Consider the following 14,936-nt stretch of genomic DNA (forward strand, 5'->3'; position numbering starts at 1 on the left):
TCTAGGCTCTGGGCTCCGCGCTCCCTACCCTCCGCCCCGGCGCCGGCCCCACATACCGCGCCCTTGGCCTGATCAACTTCCCGAACTGCAATTGCTCGCTCGCATGCGCAATCCAGCCGACGCTGCGGGCCATCGCGAACAGAGCGAGCTCGCTGCCGGCGGGCAGGCGCAGCGCGTGCACGAGCACGGCGAGCGCATAATCGATGTTGACGAATTCGCCGGTGGCTTCCGCGATCCGCTCCGGCACCTCGCGGGTGAACTTTCGCGGCGCGCCGGCGCGGGACAGCGCGTTGAGCAGCGACTGCGCCCGGGGATCGCCGCGCTTGTAGACGCCGTGGCCGAAGCCGGCAAAACGCTCGCCGAGCGCGACGCGCTCGCGCACAACAGGGGCGACGTCGCGGTCGATCAGCGTCTTGACGAGTTGCGAAGCCAGCACGCCGGCGCCGCCATGCTTCGGGCCCTTCAGCGCGGCGAGGCCGGCGATGACGGCATCGTACAGGTTGAGGCCGGTCGAGGCCGCGCAGCGCGCGGTGAAGGTCGAGGCGTTCAGCTCGTGATCGGCGAGCAGCACCAGCGCGCGGCGGATCAAATCGGGCGCGTGCTTGTTGTCCGCCGCCCAGGCTGTTGCGATCTGCTGGTGCAACGGCTCGGCCGAGGCTTCGGCATTGAGCATGGTCGCGACCAGCAGCCGGACGATGCGGCCGCCGACCATCGCGCGGCCGTCGGGCGCCCGGGTAAAGGCGCGGGGATCGACGCTCGCGGCCAGCGCGAGCACGGCGATGGCGCGATCGATCGGTGCCGCCCGGCGTGCGGCCTGCGCGATGGTTCGCATCTCCTCGGAAAGCGCAGGCTGATTGTCGGGCGCGAACGGATCGACGTCGGAGACATCCCAAAGCAGCGTCGCGGTGTGCTCCAGCGTGTCGTTCTCGGAAAGATCGACGCAATTGACGCCGCGATAGATCGCGCCCTCCTCGGTTATGGTCGAGATCTCCGTGTCCATCACCGGCAGGTCGGCATCGAAGCTGCGCAGACCCCGCGGCTCCGGCGACGGCACCCGGCGCTCCTTCAGCGCCCGGACGTCCTCGGCGCGGTAGCGGTTCTTCCGCGAGTCCGGCGTCGGCTCGGAGCGGATCAGGCCGCGGCTGACATAGGCGTAGAGCGTGGCCGGCGAGATCGCGAGTTCGGCCGCGGCTTCCCGGGCGGAAAGATAAAGGCCGTCGGAATTATTCATATTGATTTATGTAATCAAGATTGATCAATCTGTCGAGAGGCCCGACCTTTCCGCTCCTGCAGTGCAAAAGGGAGATTGGGCCATGAATATCCACCTCACCAAAAGTCAGATCGGGCTGGACGGCGTTCCCGCGGCCGAGACCGTGCTGAGCCATGTCGATGGCGAGCGCGGCGAGTTGATCATTGCCGGGGAGCATGTCGGCCGGCTGGCGAGCCAGTCGAGCTTCGAGGGCGTCACCGCCCGGCTCTGGAACGGCGCCAGCAAGACGACCTTGAGCGAAGCCAATGTGCGGGCGAGCCTGGGCGCGGGGCGCGAGCGCGCGTTCGCGCGCCTGCCGGACCTCTTGCCGGCGACGCGCGGCATGGGGGTCATCGACGGTTTTCGTGCGGCTGTCGCCGGCCTTCGCGCCGAGCCTGGACTGGAGCACGAGGCGACGATCGTCGGCGCGTTTCCGGTGATCGCAGGCGCGTTGGTCCGGCGCGCCAAGGGGCTCGAGCCGGTCGCACCCGATCCGACGCTGAGCCATGCCGCAGACACGCTGCGCATGCTGCACGGACGCGCGCCCGCCGCACGCGAAGTCACCGCGCTCGACGCCTATCTCGTCACCGCCAGCGATCACGGCATGAATGCCTCGACCTTCACCGCGCGGGTGGTGGCCTCGACACAGGCCGATCTGTTCGCGGCGGTGACCGCAGGCTATTGCGCGCTCACGGGTCCGCTGCATGGCGGCGCGCCGGAGCCGGTGCTGGAAATGCTGGACGCAATCGGCTCGCGCGAGCGCATCCAGCCCTGGGTCGACGCTGCGCTGGCGCGCGGCGAGCGCATGATGGGTTTCGGCCACCGCGTCTATCGCGTGCGCGATCCACGCGCCGACGTGCTCAAGACCGCGGTCGAGGCGCTGGCGTCGAACGGAACCGATTTGCCGTTCGCCGGCGAGGTCGAAGCTTATATCCGCGGCGCGCTGCGCAAGAAGAATCCGGAGCGGCCGCTGGAGACGAATGTGGAGTTCTTCACCGCGATCCTACTCGATGCGCTGGCGATTCCACGGCAGGCGTTCACGCCGATCTTCGCGGTGGCGCGCGCCGCAGGCTGGACCGCGCATGCGCGCGAGCAGCAGCGCACGGGGCGGTTGATCAGGCCGAGTTCGTCCTATGTCGGGGCGATGCCGGAGTGAGGTCGTCCAAGTGCCATCCCTCTCCCCATTGCGGGAGAGGGTGGATCGCCGCGCGGCGGCGAGATGGGTGAGGGTTGTCTCCGTGCGCGAATCTCTTGCGGTGAAACCGCGGAGATACCCCTCATCCGGCGCTTCGCGCCACCTTCCCCCGCAAGCGGAGAAGGAAGAAAGGAGCGAGGCCTTACGCCTCGCGCACCACCGTCTTCAGATAATTATACGCCTTGATGATCTCGATCAGGCGGTCTTCGGTGGAGCGGTCGCCGCCATTGGCGTCGGGATGGTGCTGCTTCACCAGCGCCTTGTACTTGGTCTTGACGTCGGCGAGCGTGGAATTGGGGCCGAGGCCCATCACCTGGAGCGCCTTGCGCTCGGCATTCATCACCTTGCGCGTCTCGGCCTGGGGCGCGGCCTCGGGGCCCTTGCGCCAGTTCGCGCGGCCGTTGATCTCCGAGAACATGCTGAACGGATCGGAGGCCATATCGATCTCGGCTTCCGCACCCTTCTTGCCGCCATTGGCGCCCATCTTCCAGGTCGGGCGGTGGCCGGTCAGCGCGTCCTTCTGGTAGCGCGCAACGGCATCGGCGTTCATGCCCGAGAAGAAATTGTAGTTCTGGTTGTACTCGCGCACATGGTTCAGGCAGAAGTGCCAGTACTCGCGCTGGTTCTCGCGGCCCTTCGGGGCACGGTGTGCGCCCTTGTTCTGGCATCCGGCCCACTCGCAGCCGACCGCGGTGTCGCGCGGCTTCACTTCCGGCTGCTTGCCCCGCGGCTTGACGCGGATGGAGTCGAAGAATTTTGATGAATCGATCGGCATGGCTGACTTTGACTACGCAATGCAAAAACCTTCAAGTCTTGACATTGCAATTCGCCGCAAACCCGGCAATTAACGGGGCGTGATCTCTGCACCCGAATGGCACAACATGGCTATGGTCGACACTATCAGCAACAAGTTGCAGGAAGCTTTCACGCCGGAAAGCCTGCAAGTCGTCGATGAGTCACATTTGCATGAGGGCCACGCCGGGCATCGGCCGGGCGGTGAGACGCACTTTCGGGTCTATATTGTATCTGATGCCTTCAAAGGGAAGAGCCGGGTCGATCGCCATCGCATGATAAATTCGGCGCTGGCCGCGGAACTCGCTGCCAGCGTGCACGCATTGGCGATCCAGGCCAAGGCACCGGGGGAAGCATGATTGCTTACCCTCCCTGGAGGGTAAGAGAATCAAAACGACGTCCCGGCGCGTCTCGGCTTGGCCTCTTCCAGCTCCGCCTCGCGCGGCACCGGTGAAATACGGAGCGCGGTGATGCGGTTGCGCTCGCGGCGCAGAACGCGGAAGCGGAAGCCGTGGAAGGTGAAACTCTGGCCGCGGTCGGGGATCGAGCGCGCCTCGTGAATGACGAGGCCGGCGACCGTCGTTGCCTCTTCATCGGGCAGATGCCAGTCCATGGCGCGGTTGAGGTCGCGGATCGGCACCGAGCCGTCGACCACGACCGAGCCGTCCGGCTGGGCGCGCACGCCGGCGACCACGACGTCGTGCTCGTCGGAGATGTCGCCGACGATCTCCTCCAGAATGTCTTCCAGCGTCACGAGACCTTCGACTTCGCCATACTCGTCGACGACGAGCGCGAAATGGGTCTTGCGCCTGCGGAAGGCCTTGAGCTGCTCGGACACGGGCCGCATCTCCGGCACGAACCAGGGCGGCAGCGCGATGGTCGAGACGTCGATGCGCGAGGTGTCGCCATCTGCGGCGCGGATCGCGCGCAGGAGATCCTTGGCGTGGAGCACGCCGATGATGTTCTCCGGCTTCTCGCGCCACAGCGGAATGCGGGTGTACTCGGTCGCCAGCACCTCGCGCACCAGCTCCTCCGGCGGCAAATCGGCGTTGATCATCATCATCTCGGTGCGATGGATCATGACGTCGGAGACCTGGAGCTCGCGCAGGTCGAGCAGGCCGCCGAGCATGTCGCGGTCCTGCTTCTCGAACTTGCCCTCGTGATGCAGGAGGTCGACCGCACCGCGCAGGCGCTCGGTCGGCGACAGGATCGCCTGGTGCTCGCCGGCGAGGCCGAACAGGCGCAGCAACAGGCGCACGATGACCTCGACGATGCGCAGCAGCGGCCCCAGCACGTACATGGTGAGCCGCATCGGGCGGGCGACCGCGAGTGCGACCCGATCGGGCGCGTTGATCGCGATGGTCTTGGGCAGCACCTCGGCGAAGATCACGACCAGCGCGGTCATCACGCCGGTTGCATAGAGCACGCCGACATCGCCGAACCATGCCGTGAAGATGGCGGTGGCGATCGCCGAGGAGCCGATATTGGCGATGTTGTTGCCGAGCAGCAGCGCCCCGATCAGGCGTTCGCGCATGTCGAGCAGATCGGAGACGACATCGGCGTCGCGATTACCCTGCTTGGAGAGGCGGAGCATGCTGGCGCGCGAGGCGCCGGTCAGCGCGGTCTCGCTGGCCGCGAAGAACGCGGAGACCAGGAGGCAGAGGACGACGATGGTGAATCCGAGCCAATCCATGCACCACTCTAGTTTCTCTTGACGCGTTTACTCAACGCGAACCGGTATCCAATTCGCGCGAAGACGCTTGGCGATAATCAGCCGCGCATCAGACCTTCTGCGCGAGCTTCTCCTTGAGGAAGTCGCGCACCGGGGCCGGGTCGACATCCCTGGCGATCACCGCGCGCCCGACCGCTTCGAGCAGGATGAAGGTGAGCTTGCCGCGCGTGACCTTCTTGTCCTGCGCCATCAGCGCCATCAGCGCGTCGGCATCGGCAAGTCCTTCCTGCGCGAAGCCGGCGATATCCTGCAAGCGGGTCGGCAGGCCGACCTCGATGAGGTGCCGTTCGACGCGCGCCGCGTCCTGCTCGCCGATCATGCCGAGCTTCGCCGAAAACTGCGCCGCCAGCGTCATGCCGATCGCGACTCCCTCGCCGTGGAACAGGCGGTCGGAGAAGCCGGTCGCCGCCTCCAGCGCGTGACCGAAAGTGTGGCCGAGATTGAGCAGCGCGCGCTCGCCGGTCTCGCGCTCGTCGCGGGAGACGACGCCGGCCTTGGCCCGGCAGGAGGTCGCGATCGCGTGCTCGCGCGCCGAGCCGCCCTTGACGATGTCGGAATGGTTCTTTTCCAGCCAGGAGAAGAAGGCCTCATCTCCGAGCACGCCATATTTGGCGACCTCGGCATAGCCGGCGCGGAACTGGCGCGGCGACAGCGTGTCGAGCACGGCGGTATCGGCGATCACAAGCACCGGCTGGTGGAAGGCCCCGAGCAAATTCTTGCCCTGCGGCGAGTTGATGCCGGTCTTGCCGCCGACGGAGGAATCGACCTGCGCCAGCAGCGAGGTCGGCACCTGCACGAAGTCGACGCCGCGGCGCAGGATCGCCGCGGCAAAGCCGGCGAGATCGCCGACCACGCCGCCGCCGAGCGCGATGACGAGATCGTTGCGTTCGATCTTCGCGGCGATCAGGGCCTCGCTGACCTTCTCCAGGCCGGCATAGGTCTTGGAGATCTCGCCTTCCTCGACGACGATGCGCGAGGTCGGAATGCCGGCGGCCGCGAGCGAAGCCTCGGCGGGCTCGAGCCAGTGCTTTGCCACGGTGCGATCGGTCACGATGGCGGTGCGCACGCCCGGCCGCAGACGCGCCACGCGCTCGCCGAGCGAGGCCAGCACGCCGCGGCCGATGACGATGTCATAGGCGCGATCCGCCAGCGCGACCTCGACTTTGACGGGATCGGAATGTTTCAAGGGGGCGGTCATCGTGCGGCACTCGCGACGTCGGCAGGTGGTGGGGCGGCCTGTTCGCCGCAAAGATGCGCATGCAGCGCCGCGATGCATTCCTCGACGATCCTGTCGTGCGGCACGTCGCGCGAGGCGATGGTGAGGTCGGCATGGCCATAGACCGGCTCACGCTCGGTGAGAAGACGCAAGACGGTGCCTTCCGGATCGGTGGTCTGCAGAAGCGGGCGGTCGGCGCGGCGGCGCACGCGGCGCATGATGACGTCATGGTCCGCCCTGAGCCAGATCGACACCGCTTTTGCCGCGATGCGCGCGCGCGTCTCCTCGCGCATGAAGGCACCGCCGCCGGTCGCCAGCACCACCGGCCCGCTGTCGAGCAGCCGCGCGATCACGCGCGCCTCGCCGTCACGGAAATACGGCTCGCCGTGGCGCTCGAAGATCTCCGGGATGGTCATCTGGGCCGACGTCTCGATCTCGGTATCGGCATCGACGAAGGGCAGCTTGAGCCTGAGCGCCATGCGACGGCCGATGGTGGATTTGCCCACCCCCATCATACCGACGAGCACGATCGAGCGCGCGCCCAGCGCCGACAGGATGTCGGCCTCGGGCGAAGCTGGTATCGGCAACGCGGCGTCGGACATTGTCTCGCTCGGTGGATCTCGCTCGATCTGCCGCCAAAGGCGGCACGCTTTGGCCACCTATACGACCCCGGAGGGGGCCTCGCCAGAGGACTCTTGCACCGAAACGGCGAACATGTTGGATGATTTCATTGGTTAATTTGCCCGCCAAGGGCTTGACCGAAAGTCCCTCGACCGAGACCCTGCAACGATGCCCAGCCTGTTCCGCTTCCTGACGGTCGTCGCCGTGATCGCCGGCATCGTCTATGGCATGGTCTTCGCACTTGCCAATTTCGTCAGTCCCAAGTCGCGGGAAATGACGGTAACGATTCCGCCGGATAAGTTCCTCAAGAAATAGGAGCTAGGCTCCCGGGCATGCGCACCCAGCCCTCAGACGCCAAGCTCACCGGCCTGTTCCTCGACATGCTCGCGGCGGAACAGGGCGCCGGGCCCAACACGCTAGACGCCTATCGCCGAGACCTCACCGATTTCTCGGAATTTCTCGGCCGCGCCGGTCACAGCTTTGTGGATGCCGAGACGCAAACGCTGCGCGACTATCTCGCCGATCTCGACAGCCGCGGCTTCAAATCCACCAGCGTGGCGCGGCGGCTGTCGGCGATGCGGCATCTCTATCGCTTCCTGCTGAACGAGCGCATCCGAGCCGAGGATCCCGCCGCGATCCTGTCCGGACCCAAGCGCGGCCGCGGCCTGCCGAAAGTGCTGTCGATATCAGATGTCGACCGCATGCTTCGCCGCGCCAAGGAATTGAGCGAGGCGGAAGATGCCTCGCCGTCGAAACGGCTGCGCGCGCTCAGGCTCTATTGCCTGCTCGAGGTGCTCTACGCCACGGGCCTGCGCGTCTCCGAGCTGATGGCGCTGCCGCGCTCGGCGGCCAAGCGCGATGCCCGCATGATCGTGGTGCGCGGCAAGGGTAACAAGGAACGGCTGGTGCCGCTCAACGAGGCCTCGCGGCAGGCGATGGCGGATTATCTCGCCGCGACCGAAGCTGCCAACGCCGACAAGAAGAACAGCGTGGCCGCCTCGAAATGGCTCTTCCCTTCGTTCGGCGAGAGCGGACATCTGACGCGGCAGCATTTCGCCCGCGACCTCAAGGAGCTCGCGGTCGCAGCGGGGCTGCAGGCCCGGCTGGTCTCCCCGCATGTGCTGCGCCACGCCTTCGCCAGCCACCTCCTGCACAATGGTGCCGATCTGCGCATCGTGCAGACCCTGCTCGGCCACACCGATATTTCCACGACCCAGATCTACACCCATGTGGTCGAGGAGCGGCTGAAAAGCCTGGTGCGCGACCTGCACCCGCTGGCGGAGAAGTAGGTGCGGGAGAGGTGAAGGAAACCGCCTTGACTTCGGCCACATCTCCGCAGAAAGAGCCGGGGCCTCACGCATGATTTGGCCCCTGCCAGGAGCGCACAGGCCAAACCGTTGAAAACGCTCTACTTCTTATCGCGGCCCCGACCTCGCTTCGCTCTCGAGCCCCGTCCCCCTATATTGAGTTGATGCAAGACCAGATGCGCAGCTATCTCGACTTTGAAAAGCCCGTCGCCGAGCTCGACTCCAAGCTCGACGAGCTCAGGACGCTGGCTGCCTCCGGCACGGACATCTCCGACGAGATCGGGCGGATCGAGGACAAGGCGGCGCAGGCGCTGGCCGACCTCTATCAGAACCTGACGCCGTGGCAGAAGACGCTGGTGGCGCGGCATCCGCAGCGGCCGCATTTCAACGACTTCATCAAGGGCCTGATCACCGAATTCACCCCGCTCGCCGGCGACCGCAAGTTCGGCGAGGACGAGGCGCTGGTCGCCGGCTTCGGCCGCTTCCGCGGCGAGCCGATCTGCGTGATGGGCCAGGAAAAGGGCGATTCCACCGAGAGCCGCATCCGGCACAATTTCGGCATGGCGCGGCCCGAGGGCTATCGCAAATGCGTGCGGCTGATGGAGATGGCCGAGCGGTTCGGCCTGCCGGTGCTGTCGCTCGCCGATTCCGCGGGCGCCTATCCCGGCATCGGCGCCGAGGAACGCGGCCAGGCCGAAGCCATCGCGCGTTCGACGGACGCGTGCCTCGCGCTGACCGTGCCGAACGTCGCCATCATCACCGGCGAGGGCATGTCGGGCGGCGCCATCGCCATCACCACCGCCAACAAGGTCTTGATGCTGGAGCACGCGATCTACAGCGTGATCTCGCCGGAAGCGGCGTCCTCGATCCTCTGGCGCGACGGCACCAAGGCGCAGGAAGCCGCCAACAACATGAAGATCACCGCCCAGGACATGCTCCGCTTCGGGGTGATCGACAGCATCCTGAAGGAGCCGGTCGGCGGCGCCCATCGCGACCCCGCCGCCATGATCGCCACCACGGGTGAGGCCATCGCCAAGGCCTTCGACGAGCTCCGCGGCCTCGACGGCGACGCCATCCGCAAGCAGCGTCGGCAGAAATTCCTCGATATCGGCCGGAAACTGGGCTGATTCGGGCCGATTTCCGTGTCCCGGACGCGGTGCGGCACGAAGTGACGCTCCGCAGAGCCGGACCCATTGCGCGGGCTGGGCCCCGGCTCAGCAGCGCACCGCTAACGCGCTGCGCCGCGTCCGGGGCACGAGAGACCGCCCCCGGAACAGCCCGGTAACCCCGCGTTAACCCTTTTTTTGCCCAAATCGGCGATCTGAGTCCTGATGGGGCCGAAAGGCCCAAGTTCCGTCTCAAGTCGCGTCCATTCAGTCTTCGTTGACCATGCCGACGGGCCAACGGGCTCGTGATCCCCGCTCGGGTTGCGACCACATGACCCAGAGGTTAGAATTTTAATCAATGGCTTCAGGGCATAAGCGCTGGGGCGTGAGCTGAAAAAGCCCGTCATGACGGGTCCGGTTGTCCGGTCGGATCACGCGCCAAACGAATTGGGGTTCGCGCTTTCTGCCCGGCACGGTGTGGGGTCCATCTTGATTTCTCGTTCGCTTGCTCGCGCGCTCTTGGCTTCGGTTGCGCTGATGACGGCCAGCGTGCTGCTGGCCGGCTGCGACACCGACCAGGTCTCGCTCGCGACCAACGCCAAGGCCAACCAGCCGGTGCCGCCGAAGCTTCTCGCCGCGATGGTCGAGAAGGACATGGATTTGCAATCGCCGATCCTGGTGCGCCTGTTCAAGCAGGAGGCCGAGCTCGAGGTCTGGAAGCAGACCCGGAGCGGCCAGTTCGCGCTGCTCAAGACCTATCCGATCTGCCGCTGGTCGGGTGATCTCGGCCCGAAGGTGCGCGAAGGCGACCGTCAGGCGCCGGAGGGATTCTACTCGATCAATCCGAGCCAGATGAATCCGCAGTCGGCGTATTATCTCTCGTTCAACACCGGCTATCCGAACGCGTTCGACAAGGCGCTGGGCCGCACCGGCTCGCAGCTGATGGTGCATGGCGACTGTTCTTCGCGCGGCTGTTACGCGATGACGGACGAGCAGATCGCGGAGATCTATTCGCTCGGCCGCGAATCCTTCTTCGGCGGCCAGAAGGCGTTCCAACTGCAGGCCTATCCGTTCAAGATGACGCCGGTGAACATGGCCAAGCACCGGAACAATCCGAACATGCCGTTCTGGAAGATGATCAAGGAAGGCTATGATCATTTCGAGGTGACGCGGCAGGAGCCGAAGGTCGACTTCTGCGAGAAGAAGTACGTCTTCGACGCGACCCGCGCGCCCGATGCGAAGCGCGATCCCGTGTTCGACGCCTCCGCAAAGTGCCCGGCCTATGTGATCCCCGAGGACGTCGTTGCCGCCGTGCGCGGCAAGCAAGCCAAAGACGAGGCCGAATACGCAAGGCTCGTCGCCAAGGGCACGCCGGTGGCGCGCATGAACACCGGCATCGACGGCGGCATGAACAAGATCTTCGCCGCGAAGATTCCGGAAGGCTCCACGGGCCTGTCCGAAGGCGCCGAAGGCACCACGCTGCAGATGCTGGCGATGGCCAAGGCGCCGGGCACGATTCCCGGACACGTCAATCCGCCCAAGCCGAATCTCGATGCGGTCGCGTCCGCGCCCGCGCCGCAGGAAGAGCCGGTGGTCGCCGTCAGCGCGCCCGCGACCGGCACCCGCGTCGCCACGGCTCAGCCTGCCGAAAAGGCTCAAGAGAAATCCGGCTTCTTCTCGAATCTCGGCCGCAAGATGGGCATGGGCTCATCCGACACCACGGCCACCACGCCGCCGCCGCAGGCAACCGCATCGGTGGCGCCCGCCGCCACGACCACGACACCCACGACCGCAGCTTCGCGGCTCAAGGCTGCCGTGACTCGCTTCGTGCCGGGACACGACAAGTCCAAGGACACTGCGAAGGACGCGCCGAAGCCGGCCGTTGCGACGGCCAAGCCGGCGGAGCCGGCAAGGCCCGACACGCGCCTCGCCCAGACGCGTCCGGCGCAAAAGTCGTCGGCGTTCGACAGCGCGCCGCCTCCGCCGAGCAGCGGCGGCCAACTCTCCGGCGCCGCACCGGTGGTGTCGTCGAACTCGTTCGACAGCCGATTTTCGGCGATGAAGTAAGCGGCCGCCGCCGCCCCTGCGGCCCTCGCCCGCCCTCCGCGATAAGCCGCACATGTGCGGGAAGCCATTCTTCCACGCTAGCCGATTGCTGCGCGCGAATTCGCGCGGCCTGACCCGTTTGGGTCATGATGGAGGAATGGCGGGCATCCTAGGATTCCCACCGGCTGAGCCACAGACTCAACAACCCCGGGGGGATTCATGAAGGCCGGAATGCTGACCATTCTTCTGCTGCTGTCCACGCAGGCGTTTGCCGCGGAGCAGACGGCGAGCTACCCGCGCTCGAACATCCAGGTGGCCCAGGCGTCTCCGGCATGTCAGCAAATCCGGCAGGCCTACAACCAGTGCAAGACCAGCTGGCAGAACATCGGCGGCGGAAGCTCCGGCCAGGCCGGCGCCTTCAAGGACTGCATGGACGCCTATTACAAGGCCGGGGTGGCGGCGGGCTGCTGGTGATGAGAGCCGCGCTTCTCGCCGTCATTGCCATCCTCATTGGCAATGCCCCGGCGAGCGCGGCTTCCTGCGGCGATCAAGTCATGAAGCGGGTCATCGCGTGCATGGCAGGGGATCTGGACAAGGCGGTCTCCTGCCGCGCTGCCGCTGAAGCCGCGCCATGTCAGCCCGACACGGCCGGCTCGGAACAGCCTCCTGATCAGGCGCAGGGCCTCAAATGCGGTCCCGGCGAATACCGCTGGATTCCCGGCTACGGCGAGGCAGCCCGCTGCGCTCCCTATGCGAAAGGCAGCGGGACGGTTCAACGCTCTCGCGAGAGCGGCATTTCAGGTCGATAGGCATGCGATTCATCGTCCGTTGCAACGTCTCCGCCCGGATCAGGCTTGTCTTCGTGCTGCTCGCCTTCTGCATGCTGGGGAGCCAGGCGGTACGGGCCCAAAGCTGCGGGGACGACATCACGCGCGCAGCGGGACTGTGCGTCCAGAAGCGTGGCCTCGATGCGGCGCTCGACTGCCGTCAGGCCGCCGTCCGCGATTGCGCCTGCAACACGGCGACCAACCGCTGCTCTGCGGCCAGCGGGTCCTGCAGCGCGCAACTCGAAGCCGAAGCGAAGATCAATGTCGATTGGATCCTCGCCGATCGCGGCGCGCGAGGGACCTTCGAGTCACATAAGCAGCTCGGCGAATCTCCCTTCGATGCGGCGGTGAGCGCACAGGCTCATAATCCGCCGGTCCAAAAGCTGCTGCGCCAGTGCCGTGGTTGGGTGGAGGCCTATCTCGGGCGCGGCGGCCCCTGCACACTGTCCGATACCCCGCCCGACGCCGCGACCTGCCGCTGCATCACCGTCCTGCCGACCGGACAGTTCGATCAAACAGGAGCACCAAGCTACAAGGTCAGTTCCTCCTGCACCGGCGCCTACAACATATCGGTGCAATTCATCGACGCATCCGCGAGCGGCGCGCCGCCGTCCACGGGGCAACCTCAATTGGTCTGCCCGTCCAAATCGTTCGTCGTGCGGGCTCCGCAGACATTCCTCATTCCATCGATCAGCGGTGTGAGGCTACAATCGGCGAACGGTGGCCACACTTGCGTCTGTCGGGACAAGCTATGCAGTTAGCGTCGCATGAAACGATCGAAGTCGGGCCCAGGCACAAATGGGGCTGGGTCTTCGTCGTGATCTTCCTGGTCGAGCTGGCGACGTTCGGCACGATCGTGTCGAGCCGAAAGGCAGAGATCAATCAGCTGCAGCTCTTTGCCACCAAGGACACGATTTACCAGACCAACGTCCAGATTCAGCGGATGGAGAAAGAGATCAATCAGCTCTATCTCTGGGCGGCCGTCCTGCTGCCGGTGACACTGTTATGCGCGGGATTCGGCTTGCGGCGGCGCGTCACGCTGACGGAGCCGGCTTCGATCACGGAGGGTGGTGATAGTTCGGCGCGTGGTGGCTAGCAACTGGAGCAGGGTCCTTCACAGAGCACTCGAAACGGCGCTTCGCAAGCTCGGCTCCCGAAAGTCCACACGTGCCAGCCAATGCCCGCATGCTCGGCTGAAGATTGCACGTGCAAGCCGCGTTGCGAGGACGTAATCAGAATTCTTTCTGCTCCGTCCCATCGAGCCAAAGGCATGCTGCAACCCACTTTCCCTCCTCACGCGATACTTCTTTTCCTGCTCGCGACTGTCGCAATTCCGGTCCAGGCCGCCGAGGGCAGACCGCGCGACGATTTCAAGGGAATGAGCATCGTCGCGCTGATGCAGAAATACGGCCACCCTGACCAGATCGTCGCGTCCGGCCGCAGGGATCAGGACCGGGCCTATCGCTGGCGGTTGAAGACGACCGCCTCCTTCGAAGGACCCGACGAGGCCGGGCGGCACGAGGATTTCTTCTGCGACGTGACCGCCGTCGTTGGGCAGACCGGTCGGGTCAAGAGATTCGAGGCACGACCCGCAGATGTCGGGGCCAGCGCGCTGGCGTCTGCCGAAACCTTCGGGCCAATGTGCAAGAAGACATTCGGCTCGCGACCGCGCCGGGCTCACGACGAGAAACTGGCCAGGATGCGGCTCTGAGCGGCTGGGGGTAAGCGAAACGGTCCATGGCATCTTGCTATGCAGAGAACCACCTTCGACATATCGCCGGGCTGGAAAAGCGCCACGGCCCAATCAGCGACGAGGTCGTCACGGCCCTGCGAACGCTGATCGGACTGATCTGCCGGAGTGAGGATCCCGTCGAAGCCATACCCTTTCTCGACCGTTGCATCTCGATCCAGGAAAGCCTGCACGGGCCGCAATCCATCCTGGGCGACCTCAACTCCTGGATCAGCAAGGCAGGCGGCGTCGACTTCAAGCTCGTCGAGCCCTTTCAGTTGAAGCGGCTGGCGATCAAGTCCGCGCTCTTTGGTGAGAACAGCCGGCAGACCGCCGGGGAATGCGAGGCCATCGCGCGAAGATGGGCCCTTCTTGGTGACTACACGCGCGCCGCAGCTCTTCTGGAGCGAAGCATCTCGATCCTCGAGACGATCCACGGCGCCGTCAGCGTCGAGATGGCAGCCGCCGTCGACACGCTCGCCGAGATCGGGGCGCGGCTGAAGAAATGGGAGGCCACTGAGGCGAACCTGCAACGCAGCTTGCATCTGAAGCAAAAGATATTCGGCGAGCGCAGCGAGGAAGCGGCACGGACATTGCTGACCGCCGCGATCACCCACGCAAATTCCAGCAATCTGCAGGACCGCAGGCTCAGGAGCGAGCGTGCGCGCAAGGCCGTGACCGCCTTCGCGCAGGGCCTCGGCATCATGGAGGAGCGGTTTGGAGCAGACAGCTTCGAGGTCCGGAAAGCTCTCGCCGCGATGATTTCGGCCTATGTGGATTGTGGAGAGTTCTGGGAGGCCGAACCTCTGCTCAAGCGGCTCCTCGCAATGAGCGAGCAGACCTATGGAAAGGACGCTGCGGCCCTGCTCTGGATTCTCGCCGAGCTCGCCGCCGGCTATGCGCGCGAAGGCTCGCAAGCCGCCGAGCCGACCCTTGAGCGGGGCTTCTCGGTGCTGCGGGCATTCCTCGACCCTGCAAATCCGGCCTCTCGTTACAGAACGGCAGATCTGGCAGGCAACACGGCGGGGCCCCACGGCGGCGTGCTGGAGACGCTGGTCGAGGCCTCGGAGATGCATCGCCGCAACCTTCGAAAGCGATGGGAAGCGTAGGACCCGA

The 14,936-nt window shown here is 65.7% G+C and carries 17 protein-coding genes; 12 read left to right on the top strand and 5 right to left on the bottom strand.

Annotated elements, in window-relative coordinates:
* Position 1 precedes the first annotated feature (1 nt).
* The gene (locus RPS27_RS19080) at positions 2 to 1,231 is read right to left on the bottom strand and encodes a citrate/2-methylcitrate synthase (protein ID WP_194405627.1); all 1,230 of its coding nucleotides are present in this window, start codon (positions 1,229 to 1,231) and stop codon (positions 2 to 4) included.
* An 82-nt stretch (positions 1,232 to 1,313) separates the two neighbouring features.
* Between RPS27_RS19080 and RPS27_RS19085 the strand changes: the two genes are divergently transcribed.
* Entirely contained in the window at positions 1,314 to 2,405 is a 1,092-nt protein-coding gene (locus tag RPS27_RS19085; protein ID WP_212065765.1) for a citrate synthase/methylcitrate synthase, read from the top strand.
* Between the two features lie 181 nt (positions 2,406 to 2,586).
* Here the strand turns inward: RPS27_RS19085 and RPS27_RS19090 are convergent, their stop codons facing one another.
* Positions 2,587 to 3,219, bottom strand: a complete 633-nt coding sequence (locus RPS27_RS19090) for a J domain-containing protein (protein ID WP_212065764.1) — start codon at positions 3,217 to 3,219, stop codon at positions 2,587 to 2,589.
* Positions 3,220 to 3,325: 106 nt separating this feature from the next.
* Here RPS27_RS19090 and RPS27_RS19095 point away from each other — a divergent pair, with 106 nt between their 5' ends.
* Positions 3,326 to 3,595, top strand: a complete 270-nt coding sequence (locus RPS27_RS19095; protein WP_194405624.1) for a BolA family protein — start codon at positions 3,326 to 3,328, stop codon at positions 3,593 to 3,595.
* 29 nt (positions 3,596 to 3,624) lie between these two features.
* Here the strand turns inward: RPS27_RS19095 and RPS27_RS19100 are convergent, their stop codons facing one another.
* From RPS27_RS19100 to RPS27_RS19110, 3 genes are all read right to left on the bottom strand, one after another.
* Positions 3,625 to 4,929: an HlyC/CorC family transporter gene (locus RPS27_RS19100; RefSeq protein ID WP_194405623.1), complete on the bottom strand. Its 1,305-nt coding sequence runs from the start codon at positions 4,927 to 4,929 to the stop codon at positions 3,625 to 3,627.
* An 88-nt stretch (positions 4,930 to 5,017) separates the two neighbouring features.
* The gene (gene aroB, locus RPS27_RS19105) at positions 5,018 to 6,166 is read right to left on the bottom strand and encodes a 3-dehydroquinate synthase (protein WP_212065763.1); all 1,149 of its coding nucleotides are present in this window, start codon (positions 6,164 to 6,166) and stop codon (positions 5,018 to 5,020) included.
* Positions 6,163 to 6,786 carry a shikimate kinase gene (locus tag RPS27_RS19110; RefSeq protein ID WP_194405621.1) on the bottom strand — a complete coding sequence of 208 codons (624 nt, stop codon included), beginning with the start codon at positions 6,784 to 6,786 and terminating at the stop codon, positions 6,163 to 6,165. The genes aroB and RPS27_RS19110 overlap by 4 nt, the downstream gene beginning before the upstream one ends.
* 187 nt (positions 6,787 to 6,973) lie before the next feature.
* Between RPS27_RS19110 and RPS27_RS19115 the strand changes: the two genes are divergently transcribed.
* The 10 genes from RPS27_RS19115 to RPS27_RS19160 all read left to right on the top strand — a co-directional run bounded on the left by RPS27_RS19115 (position 6,974) and on the right by RPS27_RS19160 (position 14,929).
* On the top strand, positions 6,974 to 7,120 hold the full coding sequence (locus tag RPS27_RS19115) for a hypothetical protein (RefSeq protein ID WP_207888881.1): 147 nt from the start codon (positions 6,974 to 6,976) through the stop codon (positions 7,118 to 7,120).
* 17 nt (positions 7,121 to 7,137) lie between these two features.
* The gene (xerD, locus tag RPS27_RS19120) at positions 7,138 to 8,094 is read left to right on the top strand and encodes a site-specific tyrosine recombinase XerD (RefSeq protein WP_212065762.1); all 957 of its coding nucleotides are present in this window, start codon (positions 7,138 to 7,140) and stop codon (positions 8,092 to 8,094) included.
* A 182-nt stretch (positions 8,095 to 8,276) separates the two neighbouring features.
* Positions 8,277 to 9,239, top strand: coding sequence for an acetyl-CoA carboxylase carboxyltransferase subunit alpha (locus RPS27_RS19125; RefSeq protein ID WP_194405619.1), 963 nt, complete (start codon positions 8,277 to 8,279; stop codon positions 9,237 to 9,239).
* A 468-nt stretch (positions 9,240 to 9,707) separates the two neighbouring features.
* Positions 9,708 to 11,285 carry a murein L,D-transpeptidase family protein gene (locus tag RPS27_RS19130; RefSeq protein WP_249131562.1) on the top strand — a complete coding sequence of 526 codons (1,578 nt, stop codon included), beginning with the start codon at positions 9,708 to 9,710 and terminating at the stop codon, positions 11,283 to 11,285.
* Positions 11,286 to 11,495: 210 nt separating this feature from the next.
* Positions 11,496 to 11,738: a hypothetical protein gene (locus RPS27_RS19135; protein WP_194405618.1), complete on the top strand. Its 243-nt coding sequence runs from the start codon at positions 11,496 to 11,498 to the stop codon at positions 11,736 to 11,738.
* On the top strand, positions 11,738 to 12,073 hold the full coding sequence (locus RPS27_RS19140) for a hypothetical protein (protein ID WP_211420017.1): 336 nt from the start codon (positions 11,738 to 11,740) through the stop codon (positions 12,071 to 12,073). Before RPS27_RS19135 ends, RPS27_RS19140 begins: the two co-directional genes overlap by 1 nt.
* 2 nt (positions 12,074 to 12,075) lie before the next feature.
* Positions 12,076 to 12,852, top strand: coding sequence for a hypothetical protein (locus RPS27_RS19145; RefSeq protein ID WP_211420016.1), 777 nt, complete (start codon positions 12,076 to 12,078; stop codon positions 12,850 to 12,852).
* Positions 12,843 to 13,187, top strand: a complete 345-nt coding sequence (locus RPS27_RS19150; RefSeq protein ID WP_211420015.1) for a hypothetical protein — start codon at positions 12,843 to 12,845, stop codon at positions 13,185 to 13,187. Before RPS27_RS19145 ends, RPS27_RS19150 begins: the two co-directional genes overlap by 10 nt.
* A 282-nt stretch (positions 13,188 to 13,469) precedes the next feature.
* Positions 13,470 to 13,802, top strand: a complete 333-nt coding sequence (locus RPS27_RS19155; protein ID WP_212065761.1) for a hypothetical protein — start codon at positions 13,470 to 13,472, stop codon at positions 13,800 to 13,802.
* A 26-nt stretch (positions 13,803 to 13,828) separates the two neighbouring features.
* On the top strand, positions 13,829 to 14,929 hold the full coding sequence (locus RPS27_RS19160; RefSeq protein ID WP_212065760.1) for a hypothetical protein: 1,101 nt from the start codon (positions 13,829 to 13,831) through the stop codon (positions 14,927 to 14,929).
* The last annotated feature ends 7 nt before the right edge of the window (positions 14,930 to 14,936 follow it).

The organism is Bradyrhizobium sp. WYCCWR 12699 (genome assembly GCF_032144035.1).
In the GTDB taxonomy this organism is placed as follows: domain Bacteria; phylum Pseudomonadota; class Alphaproteobacteria; order Rhizobiales; family Xanthobacteraceae; genus Bradyrhizobium.

What these genes read in the sequence shown, in the direction of transcription:
- RPS27_RS19080 (WP_194405627.1), bottom strand. Translation starts at nt 1,231, where the DNA reads ATGAATAATTCCGACGGCCTTTATCTTTCCGCCCGGGAAGCCGCGGCC.
- RPS27_RS19085 (WP_212065765.1), top strand. Translation starts at nt 1,314, where the DNA reads ATGAATATCCACCTCACCAAAAGTCAGATCGGGCTGGACGGCGTTCCC.
- RPS27_RS19090 (WP_212065764.1), bottom strand. Translation starts at nt 3,219, where the DNA reads ATGCCGATCGATTCATCAAAATTCTTCGACTCCATCCGCGTCAAGCCG.
- RPS27_RS19095 (WP_194405624.1), top strand. Translation starts at nt 3,326, where the DNA reads ATGGCTATGGTCGACACTATCAGCAACAAGTTGCAGGAAGCTTTCACG.
- RPS27_RS19100 (WP_194405623.1), bottom strand. Translation starts at nt 4,929, where the DNA reads ATGGATTGGCTCGGATTCACCATCGTCGTCCTCTGCCTCCTGGTCTCC.
- aroB (WP_212065763.1), bottom strand. Translation starts at nt 6,166, where the DNA reads ATGACCGCCCCCTTGAAACATTCCGATCCCGTCAAAGTCGAGGTCGCG.
- RPS27_RS19110 (WP_194405621.1), bottom strand. Translation starts at nt 6,786, where the DNA reads ATGTCCGACGCCGCGTTGCCGATACCAGCTTCGCCCGAGGCCGACATC.
- RPS27_RS19115 (WP_207888881.1), top strand. Translation starts at nt 6,974, where the DNA reads ATGCCCAGCCTGTTCCGCTTCCTGACGGTCGTCGCCGTGATCGCCGGC.
- xerD (WP_212065762.1), top strand. Translation starts at nt 7,138, where the DNA reads ATGCGCACCCAGCCCTCAGACGCCAAGCTCACCGGCCTGTTCCTCGAC.
- RPS27_RS19125 (WP_194405619.1), top strand. Translation starts at nt 8,277, where the DNA reads ATGCAAGACCAGATGCGCAGCTATCTCGACTTTGAAAAGCCCGTCGCC.
- RPS27_RS19135 (WP_194405618.1), top strand. Translation starts at nt 11,496, where the DNA reads ATGCTGACCATTCTTCTGCTGCTGTCCACGCAGGCGTTTGCCGCGGAG.
- RPS27_RS19140 (WP_211420017.1), top strand. Translation starts at nt 11,738, where the DNA reads ATGAGAGCCGCGCTTCTCGCCGTCATTGCCATCCTCATTGGCAATGCC.
- RPS27_RS19145 (WP_211420016.1), top strand. Translation starts at nt 12,076, where the DNA reads ATGCGATTCATCGTCCGTTGCAACGTCTCCGCCCGGATCAGGCTTGTC.
- RPS27_RS19150 (WP_211420015.1), top strand. Translation starts at nt 12,843, where the DNA reads ATGCAGTTAGCGTCGCATGAAACGATCGAAGTCGGGCCCAGGCACAAA.
- RPS27_RS19155 (WP_212065761.1), top strand. Translation starts at nt 13,470, where the DNA reads ATGAGCATCGTCGCGCTGATGCAGAAATACGGCCACCCTGACCAGATC.
- RPS27_RS19160 (WP_212065760.1), top strand. Translation starts at nt 13,829, where the DNA reads ATGGCATCTTGCTATGCAGAGAACCACCTTCGACATATCGCCGGGCTG.